Source organism: Cellulomonas sp. HZM (genome assembly GCF_000708885.1).
Lineage (GTDB): Bacteria > Actinomycetota > Actinomycetes > Actinomycetales > Cellulomonadaceae > Cellulomonas.
Window position 1 is genome coordinate 1 of sequence record NZ_JEOE01000043.1, and the last position, 21252, is coordinate 21252.

Consider the following 21252-nt stretch of genomic DNA (forward strand, 5'->3'; position numbering starts at 1 on the left):
ACGGCCCAGCAGCCCGCTCTCGACGAGGTCGCGGCGCAGGCGCACCGGGTCGTCGGCCAGCTCCGCGAGCCGGTCGGTGACCTCACGCTCGGTCGCCCACTCCCCCGGCGCGAGCACGCGGCCGACGAGATGCTCGCGCACGGTGTCCCGGTCAGCGTCCCGGCGGGGCGTCCGCTCGAGCCGCCCGCGCACCAGGAACCGTTCGGCCTCGCACGTCTCCCCGCCCGCCCCGCGCCCGCTACCCAGCGCCCGGCCCGCGCCCGGCGCCCGGTCCGCGTCGCGACCGGGCGGGAACCGGCTCGCGCCGCGAGTCATACGCCACCCGCTCGTGGCCGGGGAGCCGGAGAGTCGGTCATGCAGCCATCATCCGGCGGGGCGGCCCGTCCGCGCGATCGGGCGGGCCGCGCGATCGAGCAGGCGGGATCCGGCTCGCCTCGTGGGCCACAAGCCACCCGGTCGAACGGTCACGGGTGGTGAGCGTCGTCGGTGGGGTGCGTTGCTGGGGCAGGATGGGCGCATGACTTCTGCAGCCTCCGGCGAAGGTGCCGACCTCAGCGCCGACCTCAATGCCGACTTCCGCATCGAGCACGACACGATGGGTGAGGTCCGGGTCCCGGCCGCCGCCCTGTACCGCGCGCAGACGCAGCGCGCGGTCGAGAACTTCCCGATCTCGGGCACGCGGCTCGAGCGCGGGCACATCGAGGCGCTGGCCCGCATCAAGAAGGCGGCGGCGCGCGCCAACGCCGAGCTGGGTGTGCTGGACCAGTCCGTCGCGGACGCGATCGTCGGTGCGGCCGACGAGGTCGCGACCGGGGCCCACGACGAGCACTTCCCGGTCGACGTCTACCAGACCGGCTCGGGCACGTCGTCGAACATGAACACGAACGAGGTCGTCGCGACCCTCGCGACGCGCGCGCTCGGGTCGCCCGTGCACCCGAACGACCACGTCAACGCGTCGCAGTCGTCGAACGACGTGTTCCCGACGTCGGTGCACGTCGCCGCGACGGCCGGGGTCGTGCGCGACCTGGTGCCCGCGCTCGAGCACCTCGCGGGCGCGTTGCAGGCGAAGGCCGACGAGTGGGTCGGCGTCGTGAAGTCCGGCCGCACGCACCTCATGGACGCGACGCCCGTGACGCTCGGCCAGGAGTTCGGCGGTTACGCGGCGGCGGTCCGCTACGGCGTCGAGCGCCTGCAGGCCGCGCTCCCCCGCGCGGCGGAGGTCCCGCTGGGCGGCACCGCCGTCGGCACGGGCATCAACACTCCGGCGGGCTTCCCGCAGCGCGTCATCCAGCTCCTGCGCGAGGACACCGGACTGCCGCTGACCGAGGCGCGCGACCACTTCGAGGCGCAGTCCTCGCGCGACGGTCTCGTCGAGCTCTCGGGCGCGCTGCGCACCATCGCCGTGAGCCTGACGAAGATCTGCAACGACCTGCGCTGGATGGGTTCCGGCCCCAACACGGGACTCGGCGAGATCGCGATCCCGGACCTGCAGCCCGGCTCCTCGATCATGCCCGGCAAGGTCAACCCCGTGATCCCCGAGGCCGTGCTCATGGTCGCGGCCCGCGTCGTCGGCAACGACGCGACGGTCGCGTGGGCGGGTGCCTCCGGCTCGTTCGAGCTCAACGTGCAGATCCCCGTGATCGCGTCGGCCGTGCTCGAGTCGATCCGGCTGCTCGCCAACGCGTCGCGCGTGCTCGCGGACAAGACGATCGACGGGCTCGTCGCCAACGAGGAGCGGGCGCGCGCGTTCGCCGAGTCGTCGCCGTCGATCGTCACGCCGCTCAACCGTGTGATCGGCTACGAGGCGGCCGCGAAGATCGCCAAGCACGCAGTCAAGCAGGGCATCACGGTCCGTGCCGCGGTGATCGACCTCGGGTACGTGGAGCGTGGCGAGGTGAGCGAGGAGCAGCTCGACGCGGCCCTCGACGTGCTGAGCATGACGCGTCCCCCGCAGTCCTGACCGTTCGCATCGCGCCACGGCCGTCCGCACGCCGCGCGCCCGCGCACCCGCACGGCGCCGCGGTCCGACGACGAAGCCCGGCCCACCCCGAGGGGTGGGCCGGGCTTCGTCGTGCCGGAGCGCCGGCCGGCGTCAGTGCGCCTGAGCCGCCGCCGCAGCCGCGGCGTCCTGCTGCGCCTGGCCCTCGACGTGGTGGTGGGGGCGGACGCCCTTCATCGCGAGCGCCGAGACCAGGCCGATCGCGAGCACCAGCACGGTGAGCAGCATGGTCTGGCTCACCGCGTTCGCGAGACCCGCGTGCACGGCGTCCATCGCCGCGCTCGTGAACTGCTTCGCGGCGTCCGCGGGCACCCCGTCCGGGATCGGGAAGGCCGAGCTCGAACCGCCCGCGAGCGCGTCCTGGTCCACGTGGGCGAACGCCTGCACGAACGGCTCGCGCATCGCCTCGGGCAGGCTCTGGGCCGCGCTCTGAGCCGCCTTCGGGATCTCGATCCCGAGCCGCGACGTGAACAGCGCGATGATCGCCGCGGAGCCGACGACGCCACCGATCTGCCGGTTGGTGTTGAACGCGCCGGCGCCGGCACCGGCGTTGCGGTGGTCGAGCCCGGACGTCGCGAGGTTGGCGAGCGGCGAGAACAGGCAGCCCGTGCCGATGCCGAAGAAGCACATGACGACGACGAGCTTCCACACCGCTGCGTCGGGCTCGATCAGCTCGTGGAGTGCGAACACGACACCCGTGAGGATCGCGAAGCCCGCGGCGACGATCCACTTGCCCGGGATCTTGTCCGACATGCGGCCGGCGAAGGGCGCCACGATCCCGGACAGCAGCGAGCCGCCCACGCCGACGAGCGCCGAGCGCAGCGGCGACAGGCCGAGGCCGACCTGCAGGAAGATCGTGAAGGGGAAGAAGATCCCGGTCATCGCGAACGTCACGGCGAACCCCGCGACGTTGGCCATCGAGAAGTTGCGGCTGTGGAACAGCGTCAGCGGCATGAGCGCGTCGGCGCCCAGGTGGCGCTGCCAGAGCACGAACGCGACGAGCACGACGACACCCGCGGCGACGACGCCCCACACGGTGATCGGCCCGGCGATGGTCGACCAGTCGTACGTCGAGCCCTCCTGCAGGCCGAACACGAGCAGGAACATGCCGACGACGGACAGCAGCACGCCGATGCCGTCGAGCCGACGGTTCGCCGTGGGCAGCTTGGGCAGGCTGATGACCGCGAACACGAGCGCGACGATCCCGACCGGGATGTTGACGAAGAAGATCCACTCCCACCCGATCGGGACGAGCAGACCGCCCAGCACGGGGCCGGTGATCGTCGCGACGCCCGCGACGGCCCCCCAGATGCCCATCGCTGCCCCGCGCTTCTGCGCCGGGAACACGCGCGTGATCATCGACATGGTCTGCGGCGTCATGAGCGCGCCGCCGACGCCCTGCACCGCACGGGCGGCGATGAGCCAGCCCACGGTGGGCGACAGCCCGCACGCGAGCGACGCGAGCGTGAAGATCACGAGGCCGATGATGAAGACCGGCCGGGGGCCGAACTTGTCACCCAGGCGGCCCGTGACCAGCAGGAGGACGGCGAACGTGAGGAGGTAGGCGCTGTTGACCCACCCGACCGACGTCACGTCGGCGTGGAGCTCCTTCATGAGGGTCGGCACGGCGACGTTCACGATCGTCGTGTCGAGCATGATCATGAAGAAGCCGAGGCACAGCGGCGGCAGGACGCTCCAAGGGCTGCGACCGTGCAGGTCGACGAGGGCCCGGGGCTGCTCGGTGGACATGGTGTTCCTTCTGTCTGTTCGGGGCCGGCGCTGGAGACGCCGGGGTGATGCGGGGATCAGGTGGTCTGGGGGCCGCACGCGGCCTTGCGCGCCTCGACGTAGGCGAGGGGGAACGGCTCGTGCCAGGCGAGCGGGTCGGCAGGGTCCTCGAGCTCGGCGACCAGGGCGTCGAGCCACTCGAGCTCACGTGCGGCGAGCGCGAGCTCGTGCTCGACGTCCAGCATGTACCGGCGGGGGAGGCCGAGCGAGGCGGCCCGGTCGTAGCGCGTCTGCAGCTCACCGCGAGCCAGCTCCTGGCGCTCGCGGCGCCGTCGCAGCTGGGCCGCGACGTCCGCCGCGGGCAGCTCGTTGGCCTCGGCGAGCCCGACGGGGAACAGCGGGTACGTGCGGTGCTCGTCGCCCAGCAGGCTGCGCAGCCGGTGCTCGAACGCCGCTCGGCCCGCGTCCGTCACCTGGTACGTCGTCCGCTCGGGACGGCCGCCCTCACGGTCGACGCCGACGACCTCGACGAGGCCGTCCCGCTCGAGCCGCTCGACCGCGTGGTAGACCGCACCGGGGTTGACGCGCACGAGGCGCGTGTCGCCGCGTTGCACGAGCGAGCGGTGCAGCTGGTACGGGTGCATCGGCTGCTCGTGCAGCAGCGCGAGCAGCAACACGGCCACTGCCGACAGCTCTCCCGACGCCATGCGCGCATCCTCTCGTCGACCACCGACACGGCCATGCCGGGCACCACGTGGCGCACCTCCTGGCGAGTTATTCCGACCGGAATATAACCCTCGGGCCATACGTGCCGTCAACCCGGGAGATGAACCGCAAGACCGACGGGGAGCGTCGACGACCCTCCGCCGCACCGCGCCGAGATCGTTGTCGTTTCGAGATGTGGAACCGCTCCCAAGCACCGTAGGAGCGCTCCTACGATCGGATGCACCCCGTCCGGGCCCGGTCCGCGACGCGTCGACGACGACGAGGAGGACCTGCGTGAACGCGGGCTGGAACGCGCGCCTGCTGGTGCACCGCGCCCGCGCGCAGCAGACGCTCCTGCTCACGGTGCTCGCGGTCGCCGTCGTCGCGACCACGCTGCTCGGGACGTTCACCGTGCTGCTCGCCGTGAGCCAGGACCACATGCTCGGCGTCGCGCTCGGGCGCACCTCGGACGCCGACCGCGAGCTCGACGCGGTCGTGACGCCCATCAACACGCTCAACGGGCCGGACGTGATCGCGCACTCGACCGCGTTCCTCGACGAGACGCTCGGCGACCTCCCGGCCCGTCGCGAGACCTGGCTCGCATCCGCGATGTACTCGGTGCAGGGCACCGACGACGCCGTCGATCCCTACGCGTACCTCGCGTCCGAACCGCTCGTGCGCACGTCGAGCAGGGTCGTGCAGGGCGCGTTCCCGACGGACGGCGTGGACGCGCACGGGAACGTCGAGGTCGCGGTGCCCGAGGTCGCGGCCCGGGAGTACGGCTGGGCGGTCGGTGACGTCGTGCGCGTCGTCGACGCCGCGGCGCGGACGCCCGCGACCTTCGTCGTGACCGGCACGTTCCGGCTCGAGGGCCCGTCGGCGTCGTGGGCGCGCGACGTGCTGGGCGGCACCGAGCACGACCCCGCCTACCCCGTCCTCGGCACGGGCGGCATGCTCCGCACGCAGGCCTGGGGTCCGTTCGTCACGGCCGGTGACGACGTGTTCACGGACGGCACGTCGTCGCTCGGGCTCGCGCACCTCGTCGCGTGGCCGGACCTGGCGGGCGCCGACGCAGGCCGGCTCGACGGCCTGCGCGCACGCGTCGGCGACGCCCGGCAGCGGCTCGCGGCGGCGACCCAGGACGACTTCACCAGCACGTACGTCGCGACGAGGCTCGACCGCACGATCGACACCGCGGTCACGAGCCTGCGTGTGACACAGGTGATCGTGACGGTCGTCGCCCTGCTGCTCGTCGTGCTGGCGGTGACCGTGCTGCTGCTCGCCGCGCGGCTGCTCGCCGAGCGCCGGGCGCCCGAGCAGGCGCTCATGGCGTCACGCGGCGCGTCCGGCCGGCAGCTGCTGGGGCTCGCGGTGCTCGAGGCCCTCGCCGTCGCGGCGGTGACCGCGGCTGCCGCGCCCTGGCTCGCGGTCGCGCTGTACCGCGTGGTGACCTCGCGCGGCGCACTCCGGGACAGCGGCCTGCACGTGGACCCCGGGCTGCCCGCGCGGCTGTGGGTCGTGTGCGCGCTCGCGGCACTCGGGCTCGCCGCGGTGCTCGTCGCCCCGCTCCTGCGCCGCCGGGCGGTCGACGGCGAGCAGCCCGACGCGCGGCAGGACCGGCGCTCGACGATCGCGCGTTCCGGCGGGGACCTCGCGCTCGTGCTGCTCGCAGGGGTCGCGCTGTGGCAGCTGGGCGCGTACCGCTCGCCCGTGGGTGGCGCCGCGGCGGTCGACCCCGTGCTGGTCCTCGCCCCGGCGCTCGTGCTGCTCGCCGGCGCGGTCCTCGCGCTGCGCCTCATGCCGCTCGTCGCGCACGTGGGTGAGCGGCTCGCGGCCCGTAGCCGCTCGCTCGTCGCGCCGCTCGCGGCCTGGGAGCTGGGCCGACGGCCCGGCCGCGCGACGGCCGCGGTCCTGCTGCTCACGCTCGCGGTGGGTGCGGGGACGTTCTCGCTGTCCTTCCTCGCCACCTGGCGCACCTCGCAGCAGGACCAGGCGGACCTCGCGGTGGGTGCCGACCTGCGGGTGGTGCCGTCCGGGACGACGATCGAGACCTCCGCGGTCCTCGACGCCCACGGGCTGTCGGCCTCGGCGCACCCCGCCTCGAGGCAGGACGTCACGGTCGGCGCGCCGTCGGCGGACCCGCGCGAGGACACGGGCGGCGTCGCCGCGTCGCTGCTCGCGCTCGGCACGGCGGGCGACGGCGACGTGCTGCGGGGCCGCGTGGACGGCGGCTGGGCGGGCGCGACGGCCGGGCTCGCGCCGACGGGGACGGTCGACGGCGTGCCGCTGCCCGGCCGGGCGCGGTACCTCGTCGTCGACGTCCGGTCCACGATGACCTCGCCCGGTCCGGGCTCGACGAGCGTGCAGCTCGTCGTGCAGGACGCCTCGGGCGCCCGCAGCACGCTCGCGCTGCCCGCCGTCGACCTGGTCGGGTCGGTCGACGACGTCGTCGTGCCGCTGCCCGCCGCGGCGCGCGGGCTCAGCCTCGTGGCCGTCGTCGTGCACCTCACGCCCGCCGCGGACGACACCGTTCCGGCGACCGACACGGTCGTGACGGTGCAGCTCAGGGACCTACGCACCGCCGCCGGGCCGGAACCCGGCGACGACGGCCCTCCGGCGGCGGACGACCTCACCGGCGTGCAGGACGTCGCGTTCGACTCCGGCACGTGGGCGAAGGCCACGGGTGCCCGGGCGACGGCACGGGCCCTGCGCACTCACGGCACGCTCCACGGCGGGACGTGGTGGGGAACGCCCGAGACGCTCGTCGCGACGACGTTCGCGGCTCCGGAGGCACCCGTCCCGGCGCTCGTCACACCCGACCTGCTGACGACGATCGGCACGGACGTGGGCGACCCGCTGCGTCTGTCCGTGGGCGGCGCGCTCGTCGACGTCGACGTGCGCGGCACCGTCCCCTACCTGCCGGGCCTGCCGTCGGGGTCGGGCGTGCTGGTGGACTCCGACGCGCTCGGCCGGGCGGCGATCGCGTCCGGGCAGCCCGCGCCGTCCGTCGACGAGTGGTGGGTCACGGTCCCCGACGACGAGGCGGCCGCGGCCGTCGACGGCCTGCGCTCCGCGCACGTCGGCGACGTCGTCTCGCGCGCCGAGGCGCGGGCCGCCGCGACCGACGGACCGTTGCGCGTCGGGGTGCCCGCCGCGCTGTGGATCGTCGTGGTGGCTGCGCTCGCGCTCGCGCTGGCGGGTCTCGCGATGAGCGCCACGGTCTCGGTGCGGATGCGCAGGCTCGAGCTCGCGCGGCTGCAGGCTGTCGGCGCTCCGCGCGGCGGCCTCGTGCGGTCCGTGCTGGTCGAGCACGGCGTGCTCGCAGCCGTCGGAGGGCTCGTCGGCCTCGCGCTCGGGACGCTGCTCGGCCGGGTCGTCGCACCGCTCGTCACGGTCTCGTCGGCGGGCACGGCCCCCGTGCCCGGTGTCGTGGTGCTGTGGGGCTGGCGCACGCAGGGCGTGCTCGTCGGGACGCTCGTCGTGGTCGGTGCGCTCGTCGTCGCGCTCACCACGAACGCCCTGCTGCGCCGCGCGTCGGGCGAGCTCCTGCGCCTGGGGGACGAACGATGACCGACCTCGCCACCGCGACCCGCGCCGCCACGGGCGCCGCGACGCTCATGGCGCGCCGACGCGCACGCGCCGACGCCGGGCTGCTGACGCTGTCCGCCGCGGTGCTGGCCGTGAGCGTCGCGCTCTCGCTCGTCGTGCCGCGCGTCGTCGCCGGTGCCGCCGACGACGCCGTGCACCACGCGGTCGCGACCGCGGGTCCGGGCGCGGACCTCGTCGGGACCGTCGGCGCCCCGCCGTCGGTGGGATTCACGCCCGGCACGCCGAGCACGCGCGACCCCAACGTCGCCGCCGAGCTGCGGGACACCGCGGCGACCGTGCGCGCGGCGCTGCCGCCTGCCCTGGCCGCCGTGACGGGCGACGGGACGACCGCGGTGACCACGCCCGTGATCAGCGCGCGTGCGGGTGACGTCCCGATCGCGACGCGGCTCGCGTACGTCGGCGTGGCCGACGAAGGTCGTCAGGCCGGCCTGGTCCGGTGGGTCTCGGGTGCCGCACCGACGCTCGCGCCGCTCCCCGAGGACGACGCGGGCGACGACACGGGCGACAACACCTCCGACGGGTCGACGGACGACGCTGCCGAGCTGCGCCGCCAGGTGCAGGTCGGGATGCAGGTCGACACCGCCCGCGCGCTCGGCGTGCACGTGGGCGACGTCGTGCGCGGCCCGTTCCGCACGCGCGGGCTCGCCCAGGTCGTCGTGACAGGCATGTACACGGTGGCCGACCCGCAGGACCCCGTGTGGGCCGGCGCCGACGACCTGCTCGGCCCGCTCACGGCGGCCGACCCGACTACCCAGCGGGGCCGCGCGGGGCTGCTCCTCACCGACGACTCGCTCGCGGACGCGCAGCTCGTGCTCCAGGCCCGCGTGGCCACCACCCTGCTCAGGTACCCCGTCGACCCGGACGCGGTCGACGCCCCCGGCAGCGCCCGCGTGCGCGCCGCCGTCACGAAGATCCAGGCCGACCCCACCGCGCTGCGGCAGGTCGACGGCAGCACCGTCGCCGTCGCCACGTCGCTCGGCGACGTGCTCGACGACGTCGGCCGCCGGCTCGCGGCCGCGGACGCGCAGCAGCGGCTCGTGGTGCTCGGGCTCGGTGGCGTCGCGGCGCTCGTGCTGGTGCTCGCGGCGCGGCTGCTCGTCACGCGGCGCGAGACGTTCCTGCTGGCCGAGCGGGCGCGCGGCGCGTCGCTCGCCTCGGTCGCGGTGCGCGGGCTCGTCGAGGCCGTCCCGCTCGCGGTCGTCGCGGGGCTCGTCGGGTTCGCGGGTGCGGCGCTCGTCCCCGGACCGACCTCGTGGGGTGTTGCAGCCGCGCTCGTCGCCGTGGCGGCGCTCGCGCCAGCCGTCGCCGCGGTGCTGCGGGTGCGGACCGCGTGGTCGGGCCGGCGGCAGCCCGCCAACCGCTCGGACCGTGCGCGGCTCGCGAGCCGGCGCCGCGCCCGGCGGCTGGTCGCCGAGGGTGCGCTCGTCGTGCTCGCTGCGGGCGCGTTCGTGTCGGTCCGCCGACGCGGGCTCCTGGACCAGGGCAGCGGCGGCGTCGACCCGCTGCTCGCGGCCGCGCCGCTGCTCGCCGCGGCGGCCGGCACGGTGCTGGTCGTGCACGCGCTGCCCCCGCTGCTGCGGACCGCGTCGCGCGCCGCGCGCGGCCACCGCGGGCTCGTGCCGCTCGTCGCGACCGCTCGTGCGAGCGCCGTCGCCGGGACCGCGGTGCCGCTCATGGCGCTGACGATGGCCGTCGGGATGGTCGTGTTCTGCGGCACCACGGCGGCGACCGTCGTCGCCGGGCAGGGCGAGGCCGCGTTCGACCGCGTGGGGGCCGACGTCCGGGTGGACGGTGCGCTGACCGCCGACGACGTGGCGGCCCTGCGAGCCGCGGACGGTGTGCGCACGGTGGGCGCCGTCGCGGTGCTCGGCGGCCGCAGCCTGGGCTCGAGCACGGGCGTCTCCGTCGACCTGCAACTCGTCGACGCGCACGCGCTCGCCGCGATCGGCTCCGCGCACGGCCGACCGGTGCCGGAGCTCGCCGCGCTCACAGGTCCGGCCGACGACGTCCCGGCGCTCGCCGGCACCTCGGTGCAAGCAACCGCCGACCTCGTGCGGCCGACGGTCGCCACGGCGGGTGGCACCGTGGCCCTCGACGTGGTCGGCGTGATCGGTGACCTGCCGCACCTGCACGACCTCGCGGCGGGCGTCGGCGGCCGCGTGCTCGTCGACCGGACGACGTTCGACGCCGCGCAGGGCGGTACGACGGCGCTGACGAGCGTGCTCGTCGACGGACCGGGCGCCGAGGCGGCCGTCGCCGGGCAGCACCTCGCCGACCGCCGCGGCGTGACGGTCACGACGCTCGCGGGCTGGCTCGACGAGCGGCGGTCCACGCCCCTCGACCGGGACCTGCTGCGGCTCCTCGTCGGCGCCGCCGTCGTGCTCGCCGGGTATGCGGCCCTCGCGCTCGCGCTGCTCGTGGTCGCGACGTCGGGAGAGCGTGGCCGCACGATGTCCGCGCTGCGCACCCTCGGGCTCGACGCGCGCACCGCACGCGCGCTGACGTTCGCGGAGGTCGCCCCGCTCGCGGGCGGTGCGCTCGTCGCGGGCAGCGCGATCGGGATCGCGATCCCCTGGCTGCTCACGGGTGCCCTCGGGCTGGACGTGACGACCGGCGGGTTCGGCGCGCCCGCGCTGCACGTGGGGTGGTGGCCGGTCGCCGCGGCGGCGGCCGCGGTGCTGCTCGCGCTCGCGGTCGCGGTGGTCGTGGAGTCGGCCGTGCGGCGGCGCGAGCGGCTCGGCGAGGTGCTGCGGGTGGGTGAACGATGACGGTCCGACGAAGGAGGGCGGCATGACCACGACGCTCGGGGCGCTCGAGGAGCGCGCGCGTGCGCACGGCGGCGAGTTCGGGCAGGACGCGCTGATCGTGTGCGACTCGCTCGTGCGGATCTACCAGTCCGAGGGCATCGAGGTGCAGGCGCTGCAGGGCCTGGACCTGCTCGTCGAGCAGGGCGAGCTCGTCGCGATCGTCGGCGCGTCCGGCTCGGGCAAGTCGACGCTGCTGTCCGTGCTGTCCGGGCTCGACGCGCCCACCGCGGGCCGCGTGCGCGTCGGGCCGTGGGACCTCATGGCGATGACGCCGCGCCAACGCGTCGAGTACCGGCGCTCGATGGTGGGGTTCGTGTGGCAGCAGACCGCGCGCAACCTCGTGCCGTACCTGACGTCGGCCGAGAACGTGGTGCTCCCACTGGCCCTCGCGGGCGCCCCGCGAGCGCAGCGCGCCCGCCGCGCCGCGGAGCTGCTCGACGTGCTCGGCGTCGGCTACTGCGCCGACCGTCGGCCGGGCGAGATGTCGGGCGGCGAGCAGCAGCGCGTCGCGATCGCCGTGGGACTGGCCAACTCGCCGCACGTGCTGTTCGCCGACGAGCCGACGGGTGAGCTCGACACCGCGACGTCGCACGACGTCCTCGAGGGCCTGCGCACCGCGAACCGCGAGCTCGGCACGACGGTCGTCGTCGTCACGCACGACGCGGGCGTCTCCGAGCACGTGCAGCGCACGGTCGCCATCCGCGACGGGCGCACGTCGTCCGAGGTGGTGCGGCGCACGCACACGCGCGAGGACGGCAGCGAGCACGTGGTGGCCGAGGAGTTCGCTGTGCTGGACCGCGCGGGGCGCGTGCAGCTGCCGCGCGAGTACCGCGACGCGCTGCAGCTCGTCGGGCGGGTACGCCTCGCGCTCGAGGACTCGCACGTGTCGGTGTGGCCGTCGGGGCGCCCCTCGGCCGAGGGGCGCGGGCAGGAGGAGGAGCGATGACGACGAGCGTGCAGACCCGGCCCGCGGTGCTGGTCGAGGGAGTCAGCCGCACGTACGGCAGCGGCGCGACGGCCGTGCACGCGGTGCGCGACGTGTCGTTCCAGATCGCGCCGGGTGAGCTCGTCGCGCTCGTCGGGCGGTCGGGGTCCGGCAAGACGACCCTGCTGAACTGCATCGGGGGCCTGGACCGGCCCGACGAGGGCCGCGTGGTGGTCGACGGCCGCGAGGTCTCCACGCTCGACGAGGCAGGTCTCGTCGACCTGCGTCGCGACGTGGTGTCCTTCGTCTTCCAGACGTTCGGCCTCGTGCCGGTGCTCTCGGCCGCGGAGAACGTCGGTGTCCCGCTGCGCCTGCGCCGCCTGCCGGCCGCGGACCGTGAGGCGCGCGTGCAGCTGCTGCTCGACCTCGTCGGCCTGGGCGACCACACGCTGCAGCGCCCGGGCGAGATGTCCGGGGGCCAGCAGCAGCGTGTCGCGATCGCGCGCGCGCTCGCCAACTCTCCCCGCCTGCTCGTCGCCGACGAGCCGACGGGGCAGCTCGACACCGACACCGGGACCGCCGTCATGGCGCTGCTCCGGGCGGTCGTCGAGGCCGAGGGGATGACCGCGATCGTCTCGACGCACGACCCGCTGATGATGTCGCTCGCCGACCGCGTGCTGCACCTCGCGGACGGTCGGCTGGTCGAGGGGTGACACGACGAAGGGGCGCCCGCGTCGTCGTGCAGCGGGCGCCCCTTCGCCGGCTCAGGTCACGTCCACTGCTTGAGGACGCGGCCCTCCTTGTCCTTGAACACGCCGACGAGCAGCATGATGAAGTCGATCAGCGTCCAGATGCCCAGGCCACCGAGGGTGAGGATCATCGCGATGCCGGTGCCGACCTTGCCGACGTAGAACCGGTGGATGCCGAGGCTGCCCAGGAAGAAGCACAGCAGCACCGCGGGCAGCAGGAGCTTGGGGCTCACGTCGCCCGGGGCGCCGTACGCCGAGTCGGCCGCTGCCACGTACGGCGGCGGGACGGGCGGGTAGGAACCCTGCTCGATCGGGTCGGGCGTGGTCATGTCGTCTCCTCGTGAGGTCCGGATGTGCGCGCCGAGACTACTGGTGCGGGACGTGCCACGTCAGCGCCCCCGACGGGTGGACTTCACACCTCGATCCCCTCGAGCAGCTCCGTGACGAGCGCCGCGACGGGCGAGCGCTCCGAACGGGTCAGCGTCACGTGCCCGAACAGCGGGTGCCCCTTGAGCGCCTCGATCACGGCGGCGATGCCGTCGTGACGGCCGACGCGGAGGTTGTCGCGCTGCGCGACGTCGTGCGTGAGCACCACACGCGACGACTGCCCGATGCGCGAGAGCACGGTGAGCAGCACGTTGCGCTCGAGCGACTGCGCCTCGTCGACGATCACGAACGCGTCGTGCAGCGAGCGGCCGCGGATGTGCGTGAGCGGCAGCACCTCGAGGATGTCGCGGTCGAGGACCTCCTCGACGACCTCCTTGGACACCAGCGCGCCGAGCGTGTCGAACACCGCCTGCGCCCAGGGGTTCATCTTCTCGGCCTCGCTGCCCGGCAGGTAGCCGAGGTCCTGGCCGCCCACCGCGTACAGCGGTCGGAACACCATGACCTTGCGGTGCTGGCGCCGCTCGAGCACCGCCTCGAGCCCCGCGCACAGCGCGAGCGCCGACTTGCCGGTGCCGGCGCGGCCGCCGAGCGAGACGATCCCGACCTCCTCGTCGAGCAGCATGTCGATCGCGATGCGCTGCTCGGCGCTGCGCCCGTGCACCCCGAACACGTCCTGGTCGCCGCGCACCAGCTGCACGTGCTTGTCGGCCGTCACCCGCCCGAGCGCGGACCCACGCGGGCTGTGCAGCACCAGGCCGGTGTGGCACGGCAGGTCCTGCGGCGCCGTCGCTCCGATGCCGATGCCGGGCGTGACGTCCGCCAGCGCGACCGACTCGTGCTCCCACAGATCGCTCATCTGCTGCTCGGTGAGGTCCAGCGCGTCCATCCCGGTCCAGCCCGAGTCGACCGCGAGCTCGGCGCGGTACTCCTCGGCCCGCAGCCCCACGGCCGACGCCTTGACGCGCATCGGGAGGTCCTTGGAGACCACCGTGACGTCGTGCCCCTCCGCGGCGAGGTTCGCCGCCACCGACAGGATGCGCGTGTCGTTGTCGCCCAGCCGGAAGCCGGCGGGCAGGACCGTCGGGTCGGTGTGGTTGAGCTCGACGCGCAGCGTCCCGCCCTCGGGCGTGACCTCGATCGGTGCGTCCAGACGGCCGTGCTTGATCCGCAGGTCGTCGAGCATCCGCAGCGCGGAGCGGGCGAAGTACCCGAGCTCGGCGTGGTGCCGCTTGGCCTCGAGCTCCGTGATGACGACGACGGGCAGGACCACGTCGTGCTCCGCGAAGCGACTGATCGCCTTCGGGTCGGACAGCAGGACGGATGTGTCGAGCACGTGCGTGCGACGGCCCTCGACGACCTCGGTGACCTCGGCGTGCTGCGTTGCGCTGCTGACCACGGCCTGCTCCCTCCGGCGCTACGTGCGCCGCAGAAGGCGCCTCGCGCCGGCGCCCCGCGCGAGCGGGGTCGTGTGCCGGCGATCGGCGACGGGGTGGGGGCGGCCTCGCCCTGCGGAGCAGGACCGGGGCCGGCCCTCCTCCCGGAGCAGATGCTCCATGGACCAGGCCTCCCGGGGACGACGGGCGCCGTCCTCTGCTCGGGACGCTAACCCCGGCGGTGCGCGTGTGACGTGCGACACGCGCGGGGGGCGGGAGATGTCACACGGCGTTCACCTGACCGGTCGGCAGCGCGCGGTGCTACCGACGTCGCACCGTCGCGGTCGCCTTGCTGGTCGCGGATGCGTTCGTGTACCCGGCGCGGGACGCGGTCACCCGCACGGTCACCCTCGTACCGACGTCCTTCGTCGTCAACGTCCACGACGAGCGCGTGGCGCCCCGGATCGTCTTGCCGTCGCGGTACCACTGGTACCGGTACGTCACTCCGGTGACCGACCACTTCCCGGAGCCAGCCTTGAGCTTCTTCCCGACCTTCGCCGTGCCTGCGATGGAAGGGCGTGATCGGTTGATGATCGTTCCTGGCCGCACGACGACGGTGGCGCCACTCGTTGCGGAGGCGGTCACGTAGCCCGATCGACTCGCGGACACACGCACAGCCACCTTGGCTCCGCGGTCCGCCGACGAGAGCATGTACGTCGAACCTGTCGCGCCAGGAATCGCTGCGGAACCCCGCAGCCACTGGTAGTGGTACTCGAGCCCAGGCACGGACCACGATCCGGACGTGGTCGACAGTCGGGCGCCCACAGCCGCCGATCCGGAGATCGTAGGAGCCTTCGTAGCCGCGATGGTGCCGGCGGCTACCTTCACCGTCGGCCGACTGTCAGCCTGTACCGCACTGCACTCGTCCGTCCATCCGGTCGCCCGAACGGTCAGACTCGCTCCAATGTCCGCGGACGTAGGCACGTACGACGGACTCGTCGCGCCAGAGATCGGTACACCGCCACGGAACCACTGCAATGACGTTTTCGTGCCCTCGCGCGACCACATGGCTCCGGAGGCAATCATGGCGACGCCGACTCGGGGAGCGCCCGAGATCACCGGGCCCGCCGTGCTACGCAGCACATGCCGCGAACCTGGGCTCAGGTGGATGGGGACGGTGATCCGCGCGTCGCCGGTGAACCTGGCCGCTTCATCGATTGTGACGCCGACTCGTCCGTCTGCAGCCACGTAGCCCACCTGCTCGACGTCCTCGTCGCCGCTCCAGATCGACAACGCGTAGGTCGCATACGGGTCGAGGTGTCCGAATTCAGGAGCCATCCAGGAGTCGACGTCGTGCGCCGTCTCGAACTGCCAGCCTTGTGGTTCGAGCCGGGAGAGCCAGACGAGGGCGTTGTCCAGGCTCTGCGAGCAGTAGCCGGCGGGGAACGTGAATCTGGGGAGGATAGAGAACTCGGGTCTGACGACGACGGAGATGGAGTCTCCTGCCCGGACTATCACGCCCGGCTCGCGAGACAACTGCCGATTCTCGCCGTCGTACCACCCCCGGCCGTATCCGTTCCCGGTCACGAAGACGTGGTACTCCTGTCCCGCCTCCAGCCCGGGGATCATCGCAGTGCCTGAGCCGTCGACGGTGCCCGAGACCACGCTGTCACCGACAACGCTCACTTCGATCGTTCCGCGACTCCCGTCGGACACAGTCACCTTCACCCAGAGGCGACCCGTGAGCTCGGTTCGGATCGTGATCGGCCCTGGCGCCAACGCGGTGGAAGCCTCGTCGTCCGGTGCGACGGTTCCGTCCGCCAGGACTCGGCCTTGCACGAGCTGCTTCGACGAGTCGTTGAGATACACCTCGTAGGTTCCTCCGGGCAGGAGGCCGCGTACCTCGAACTCGCCGTCGCGGCTCACATGCCCGTAGGCGACCGTCTTCCCGGCGGTGCGCACACTGACAACCGGCAGCCCGCGATCGAAGTCCAGTCCGACCGGGAGGATGACACGTCCGGTGAACGCCGCAGCTCGCGCCAGATCGAGATCCAACCAGTCGGTGGACGGTTCGAGCTGCCTTGCGCCGCCCGAACCGGGTTGCCACCCATCTGGACCGAGGTAGCCCATGGCCACCGTCGACTCGCGGTCGGTCACCGAGATCGTGTAGGTCGCTGTACGGCTCGGGACCGGGATCGCGAACGAGAGCGCGCGAGGCTCGAGCGGATCGGGCTCGGCATCCGCGCTGATTTCCAGGTCGGAGCCGACTTCGTTCACCGTGACCTGGACGTTCGTGTCGGCCGCGAGCACGCCCTCGGGCAGGCGCATCGTCCCGGCGAGAAACGGGGTGGCCCGTGGAGCGAGGTTGATCGTCGCCGGCGCCGTGATGCTCATCGCGCGCTCACGATCGTCGACGAGCTGTCCGTCCGGCCCACCGGCATCCCCTGCCACGAGGAGCCGTGACTCGTCCCACAAGCGCACCCCGTACTGCTCGCCTCGACGAAGTCCACCGATCCGGTAGGTGATGCCGCCAGGCGACACACTGACGCTCGCGTCCTGCACGCGACGGCCCGAGCCACTCATCGGGCCGAACGCGATGATCCCGACGTCGACCCGGTCGGAACGCAGCCCTCCAGGGAGGACGATCGATCCCTCGATCGCGACCGCCACGTCGAGGTGAACCGTGACATCCGAGCCGCCCGAGACCTTGCGCGCATCGGCACGTACCCACGACGTTGCTTCACCCGTGAACCACCCGTCGACGACCGCTCCCGACGACTCGCGCACGAGGAGCTCGACATCTCCGTGCGAACCCGAGCCGACGACGAACGCCAGGTCGTCGAGCTGCACCACGCTCGACGCGACCTCGTGGTCGCCGTGCCAGGCCTCGACCGTCACCACATCGTCGGGCGGGAGGTGCACGCCTTCGGGCAAGACGATCGTGCCGGTGATCTCGCGCCCATCGACCGCCGCCGCGGGTTCGCTCGAGCCGATTCCGGTCAGCAGCAGGCCAACAAGTGCGACCATGGCTGAGCCGACGTACCGTCGTGTTCCTGCTGACCGTGCCAACTCACCCTCCGAATCGAGCCGACCGCGGCATCGTCGGGCAGTGAGCACCGTAGCGGTGTTGCGCACTTCACGTGGGCACTTTCGGGTACGAGCGGTCGTCCTCAGCGCCCCAGCCGCCGCTCGCGCGCGGCGTACGACCGCATCGCGCGCAGGAAGTCGACCCGCCGGAAGTCCGGCCAGTACGCCTCGCAGAAGTAGAACTCCGAGTGCGCGCTCTGCCACAGCAGGAACCCGCCGAGCCGCTGCTCGCCCGAGGTGCGGATCACCAGGTCCGGGTCGGGCTGACCCTTGGTGTAGAGGTGCTCGGCGATGTGCTCGACGTCGATCTGGTCCGCGAGCTCCTCGAGGCTGGTGCCGGCCGCAGCGCCGGCGCGCAGGTAGGCGCGCACCGCGTCGGTGATCTCGCGGCGGCCGCCGTAGCCGACGGCCACGTTGACGTGCACGCCCTCGACGTCGGCGGTGGCCTCCTGAGCCGCGAGCAGCGCACGGGTGGTGTGCTCGGGGAGCATGTCCAGCGCGCCCACGGCCTGCAGGCGCCAGCGACGGCTCTGGGCGAGGCGGCCGACGAGGTCCTCGATGATCGCGAGCAGCGGGCCCAGCTCGTCGCTCGCGCGCGAGAGGTTGTCGGTGGAGAGCATCCACAGCGTCACGACCTCGACGCCGACGTCCTCGCTCCAGTCGAGCAGGTCGACGATCTTGTCCGCCCCTGCCTGGTGGCCGTGCGCGGTGGACTCCCCCAGACTGCGCGCCCAGCGGCGGTTGCCGTCGACGATGACGCCGATGTGCCGGGGCAGTCGGTCCGCCGGGAGGGACGCCGCGAGGCGGCTCTCGTAGAGCCGGTAGAGCGGGTGCGGCAGGCGCACGCGACCTCCCGTTCGGCTGGCGTCCTCGTCGTCCCGTGCCGGCCGGCCGACGGGACGCGCTCACGTTACTAGCGTGGCGGCACGCCGTGGTTCGACACCACAACCTACGCTGCCGTAACCTACGGGATCGTAGGTTGTCGCCCGACGAAACGAGTCCGCCCCATGAGCACCACCCCGCCGGACTCCGACGGCTCTCCCGACGGCTCTCCCGACGGCTCGTCCGTCAGCACGGTCACCACCGTCGCCGACGTCGTCAAGCCCCACCTGCGCGGCTGGATCCACGCAGGCGTCGCACCGCTCGTCCTCGCCGCGTCGATCGTGCTCGTCGTGCTCTCACCGACGACGGCCGCGAAGTGGTCCACCGCGGTGTTCGGCATCTCCGCCGTGATGCTGTTCGGCACCAGCGCGATCTACCACCGCGGCCGCTGGTCGCCGAGGGTCGCGGGCGTGCTGCGCCGCCTCGACCACACCAACATCTTCCTCATCATCGCGGGCACCTACACGCCGCTCGCGGTCCTGCTGCTGCCCAAGTACACGGCCGAGGTGCTGCTGATCATCGTGTGGTCGGGCGCGCTCGTCGGGCTGCTCGCGCGCGTGTTCTGGCTCGGCGCGCCGCGCTGGGTGTACGTGCCGGTGTACGTCGCGCTCGGGTGGGTGGCGGTCGCGTTCCTGCCGCAGTTCTGGCGCTCGGGCGGGCCCGCGATCGTGTGGCTCGTCGCCGCCGGCGGGCTCGCGTACACCGCCGGTGCCGTCGTATACGGGACCAAGCGGCCCAACCCGTCGCCGCGCTGGTTCGGGTTCCACGAGATCTTCCACGCGCTGACCGTCGTCGGCTTCACGTGCCACTACGTGGCCGTGTCGATGGCGTCCTACGGCTCGGCCTGAACGCACGCAGACCTACCGCGGCACCACCGCGTACCGGCGGTTCGCGAGCGACGGGTTCTGCTGCCGCACGGCGGCGAGCCTGTCGGCGTCCAGGTCGACGGTCCGCACAGCCGGGCGGTCGTCGAGCTCGAGCCCCACGGCCCCGTCCGGCCCGACGACGAGCGAACGCCCGACGACGCCCTTGCCGGCCATCCCCACCGCGACCACCGCGGACGTGTTCTCGATCGCCCGGGCGACGGCGAGCGTGCGCCAGTGCATCGCCTTGAGCTCGCCGTCGGCCCATGCGGCGGGCACGACGAGCACGTCGGCCCCCGCATCGACGAGCCTGCGCGCCGACTCGGGGAACCGCAGGTCGTAGCAGGTCATCACGCCGAACCGCAGGCCACCGACGGACAGCACCAGCGGCGCCGCATCGGCAGGGCCCGCCTCGAGCCGGTCGGACTCGCGCGACCCGAACGCGTCGTACAGGTGCACCTTGCGGTAGACCCCGACGAGCTCGCCGGCGCCGTCCACCGCGACCACCGCATTCACCGCACGCCGCGGGTCGGTGCCCGGGATCGTCATCCCCGCGACGACCGCGACGCCGCTCGCCGCAGCCCGCTCGCGCAGCGCCCTCACGAAGGGCCCGGTCAGCGGCTCCGCGTCGTCGACCCCCACGCCGCCCGGGTGGAACGCCGACGCGTACTCGGGCAGCACCAGCAGGTCCGCGCGCACGTGCTCCGCGGTGCGGAACGCGTCGGCGACCATCACCCGGTTGGCCCCCGGGTCGGTCGAGCCGTCCAGCTGGCCGACCGTGACGCGCACGGCGGGCCGCTGCGGCGGCGCGGGGCGCTCGCTCACCGCGGCTCGTCGTCCTCACGGCGAACCGACGGCGCGGCGTCCACCTCGAGGTCGGGACCACCGGCGCCGGCGTCGACCATGCCCGTGCGAGGCGTGCCGTCCTCGTCGTCGTCCCCGAGGGCCTTGGCGCGCCGGTCGACCTTGCGCAGCTGCTTGGTGAGCGAGAGGAACAGCCCCGCGGCCGCGAGCGCGAGCACGAACGTGAACACGAACCCGAGGAACCCCGGTGAGCCGCCCTGCGCGGCGGTGACGATGCCCGAGGGCGACGGCGTCGGCGACGGGGTGGCGGCGAGCAGCAGCGTCATCGGACCGTCTCCCGGATGCCCGCGAACAGGTCGTCCTCCGGCAGGTCGGTGGGCACGCGCGACTGCGCGAGCTCGTACTCCTCGGTGGGCCAGCGCTCGACCTCGACGGCGCGCGGCACCGCGAAGAAGAAGCCCTCCGGGTCGATCTGCGTCGCGTGCGCCCGCAGCGCCGCGTCACGCCGGTCGAAGAACTCGGAGCACTCGATGCGGGTGGTGACCTCCCGCTCGGGTATCTCGCGCGCCTGGCGGGACTCGATCCAGTCGCCGAACGGCGACTCGCCGCCCACCTCGAGGATCGCCTCGTGCACCGCGCGCATGCGCACGAGCGAGAAGCCGTGGTTGTAGTAGAGCTTGAGCGGCGCCCACGCCTCGCCCCGGTCCGGGTAGCGCGTCGGGTCGGCGGCCGCCTCGAACGCCTCGACCGAGACGCGGTGGCACATCACGTGGTCCGGGTGGGGGTAGCCGCCCGACGGGTCGTACGTCGTCATGACGTGCGGGCGGAACTCGCGGACGACCTCGACGAGAGGCGCAGCGGCCTCCTCGAGCGGCACGAGGCCGAAGCAGCCCTCGGGCAGCGGCGGCAGCGGGTCACCCTCGGGCAGACCGGAGTCGACGAAGCCCAGCCAGTGCTGGCGCACGCCGAGCGCGGCGGCCGCGGCATCCATCTCCACACGACGCACCGCGCGCATCGCCTCGATGCCCGGCTCCAGGTGGCCGTAGCGCTCGTTGAGCACGTCCCCGCGCGCGCCGTCGGTGCAGGTCACGACGAGCACCTCGACGCCCTCGGCGGCGTAGCGGGCCGTCGTCGCGGCCCCCTTGCTCGACTCGTCGTCGGGGTGCGCGTGCACCGCCATGAGGCGCAGCGGCTCTCGGGTCACGGGGGCTCCCGTCGCTGGCCCGCGCACGGTGGCGCGGGCGGGTCGGTCGGACGAGAGACAATGATCCCCCACGCGGGCGGTCGCTCGTGCCCCTCGCGGCCTGTCTCTTATAAACAACCGACGCCGCCGG

General features: G+C 73.6%; 16 protein-coding genes. 6 read left to right on the forward strand and 10 right to left on the reverse strand.

The window, feature by feature from the left end; all coding sequences use genetic code 11:
• A partial coding sequence (locus AW16_RS0115010) for a DUF2087 domain-containing protein (protein WP_156044208.1) occupies positions 1-315 on the reverse strand: 315 nt, incomplete at its 3' end.
• Between the two features lie 202 nt (positions 316-517).
• On the opposite strand from AW16_RS0115010, the gene AW16_RS0115015 reads away from it, so the two are divergent.
• Positions 518-1960: an aspartate ammonia-lyase gene (locus AW16_RS0115015; RefSeq protein ID WP_029291737.1), complete on the forward strand. Its 1443-nt coding sequence runs from the start codon at positions 518-520 to the stop codon at positions 1958-1960.
• Positions 1961-2092: 132 nt separating this feature from the next.
• On the opposite strand, the gene AW16_RS0115020 is transcribed toward AW16_RS0115015, so the two are convergent.
• Entirely contained in the window at positions 2093-3748 is a 1656-nt protein-coding gene (locus AW16_RS0115020) for an MDR family MFS transporter (RefSeq protein WP_051681988.1), read from the reverse strand.
• 56 nt (positions 3749-3804) lie between these two features.
• Positions 3805-4434 carry a PadR family transcriptional regulator gene (locus tag AW16_RS0115025; protein WP_034649496.1) on the reverse strand — a complete coding sequence of 210 codons (630 nt, stop codon included), beginning with the start codon at positions 4432-4434 and terminating at the stop codon, positions 3805-3807.
• Positions 4435-4726: 292 nt separating this feature from the next.
• On the opposite strand from AW16_RS0115025, the gene AW16_RS0115030 reads away from it, so the two are divergent.
• From AW16_RS0115030 to AW16_RS0115045, 4 genes are read left to right on the forward strand one after another with little or no spacing between them, the layout of a single operon-like run.
• On the forward strand, positions 4727-8002 hold the full coding sequence (locus AW16_RS0115030) for an FtsX-like permease family protein (RefSeq protein ID WP_029291743.1): 3276 nt from the start codon (positions 4727-4729) through the stop codon (positions 8000-8002).
• Positions 7999-10809, forward strand: a complete 2811-nt coding sequence (locus AW16_RS0115035) for an FtsX-like permease family protein (RefSeq protein WP_029291745.1) — start codon at positions 7999-8001, stop codon at positions 10807-10809. The genes AW16_RS0115030 and AW16_RS0115035 overlap by 4 nt, the downstream gene beginning before the upstream one ends.
• A 22-nt stretch (positions 10810-10831) precedes the next feature.
• Positions 10832-11794: an ABC transporter ATP-binding protein gene (locus tag AW16_RS0115040; RefSeq protein WP_034649500.1), complete on the forward strand. Its 963-nt coding sequence runs from the start codon at positions 10832-10834 to the stop codon at positions 11792-11794.
• Positions 11791-12486: an ABC transporter ATP-binding protein gene (locus AW16_RS0115045; protein ID WP_029291748.1), complete on the forward strand. Its 696-nt coding sequence runs from the start codon at positions 11791-11793 to the stop codon at positions 12484-12486. The genes AW16_RS0115040 and AW16_RS0115045 overlap by 4 nt, the downstream gene beginning before the upstream one ends.
• Positions 12487-12542: 56 nt before the next feature.
• On the opposite strand, the gene AW16_RS0115050 is transcribed toward AW16_RS0115045, so the two are convergent.
• From AW16_RS0115050 to AW16_RS0115065, 4 genes are all read right to left on the reverse strand, one after another.
• Positions 12543-12851: a TM2 domain-containing protein gene (locus AW16_RS0115050; RefSeq protein WP_081861720.1), complete on the reverse strand. Its 309-nt coding sequence runs from the start codon at positions 12849-12851 to the stop codon at positions 12543-12545.
• A gap of 83 nt (positions 12852-12934) precedes the next feature.
• A complete protein-coding gene (locus AW16_RS0115055; RefSeq protein ID WP_029291752.1) occupies positions 12935-14305 on the reverse strand; it encodes a PhoH family protein in 1371 nt (456 codons plus the stop codon).
• A 298-nt stretch (positions 14306-14603) separates the two neighbouring features.
• Complete coding sequence (locus tag AW16_RS18525; RefSeq protein ID WP_051681989.1) at positions 14604-17309, reverse strand: hypothetical protein; 2706 nt, start codon at positions 17307-17309, stop codon at positions 14604-14606.
• A 143-nt stretch (positions 17310-17452) separates the two neighbouring features.
• On the reverse strand, positions 17453-18214 hold the full coding sequence (locus tag AW16_RS0115065) for an isoprenyl transferase (RefSeq protein ID WP_029291756.1): 762 nt from the start codon (positions 18212-18214) through the stop codon (positions 17453-17455).
• A 162-nt stretch (positions 18215-18376) separates the two neighbouring features.
• Between AW16_RS0115065 and AW16_RS0115070 the strand changes: the two genes are divergently transcribed.
• Positions 18377-19099, forward strand: a complete 723-nt coding sequence (locus AW16_RS0115070; RefSeq protein ID WP_051681990.1) for a hemolysin III family protein — start codon at positions 18377-18379, stop codon at positions 19097-19099.
• A gap of 12 nt (positions 19100-19111) precedes the next feature.
• Here the strand turns inward: AW16_RS0115070 and AW16_RS0115075 are convergent, their stop codons facing one another.
• The 3 genes from AW16_RS0115075 to mca are packed head-to-tail and all read right to left on the reverse strand — an operon-like array spanning position 19112 to position 21122.
• Positions 19112-19939: a carbon-nitrogen hydrolase family protein gene (locus AW16_RS0115075; RefSeq protein WP_029291759.1), complete on the reverse strand. Its 828-nt coding sequence runs from the start codon at positions 19937-19939 to the stop codon at positions 19112-19114.
• On the reverse strand, positions 19936-20244 hold the full coding sequence (locus AW16_RS0115080) for a hypothetical protein (RefSeq protein WP_029291760.1): 309 nt from the start codon (positions 20242-20244) through the stop codon (positions 19936-19938). The genes AW16_RS0115075 and AW16_RS0115080 overlap by 4 nt, the downstream gene beginning before the upstream one ends.
• Positions 20241-21122: a mycothiol conjugate amidase Mca gene (gene mca / locus AW16_RS0115085; protein WP_029291761.1), complete on the reverse strand. Its 882-nt coding sequence runs from the start codon at positions 21120-21122 to the stop codon at positions 20241-20243. Before mca ends, AW16_RS0115080 begins: the two co-directional genes overlap by 4 nt.
• Between the last annotated feature and the right edge of the window lie 130 nt (positions 21123-21252).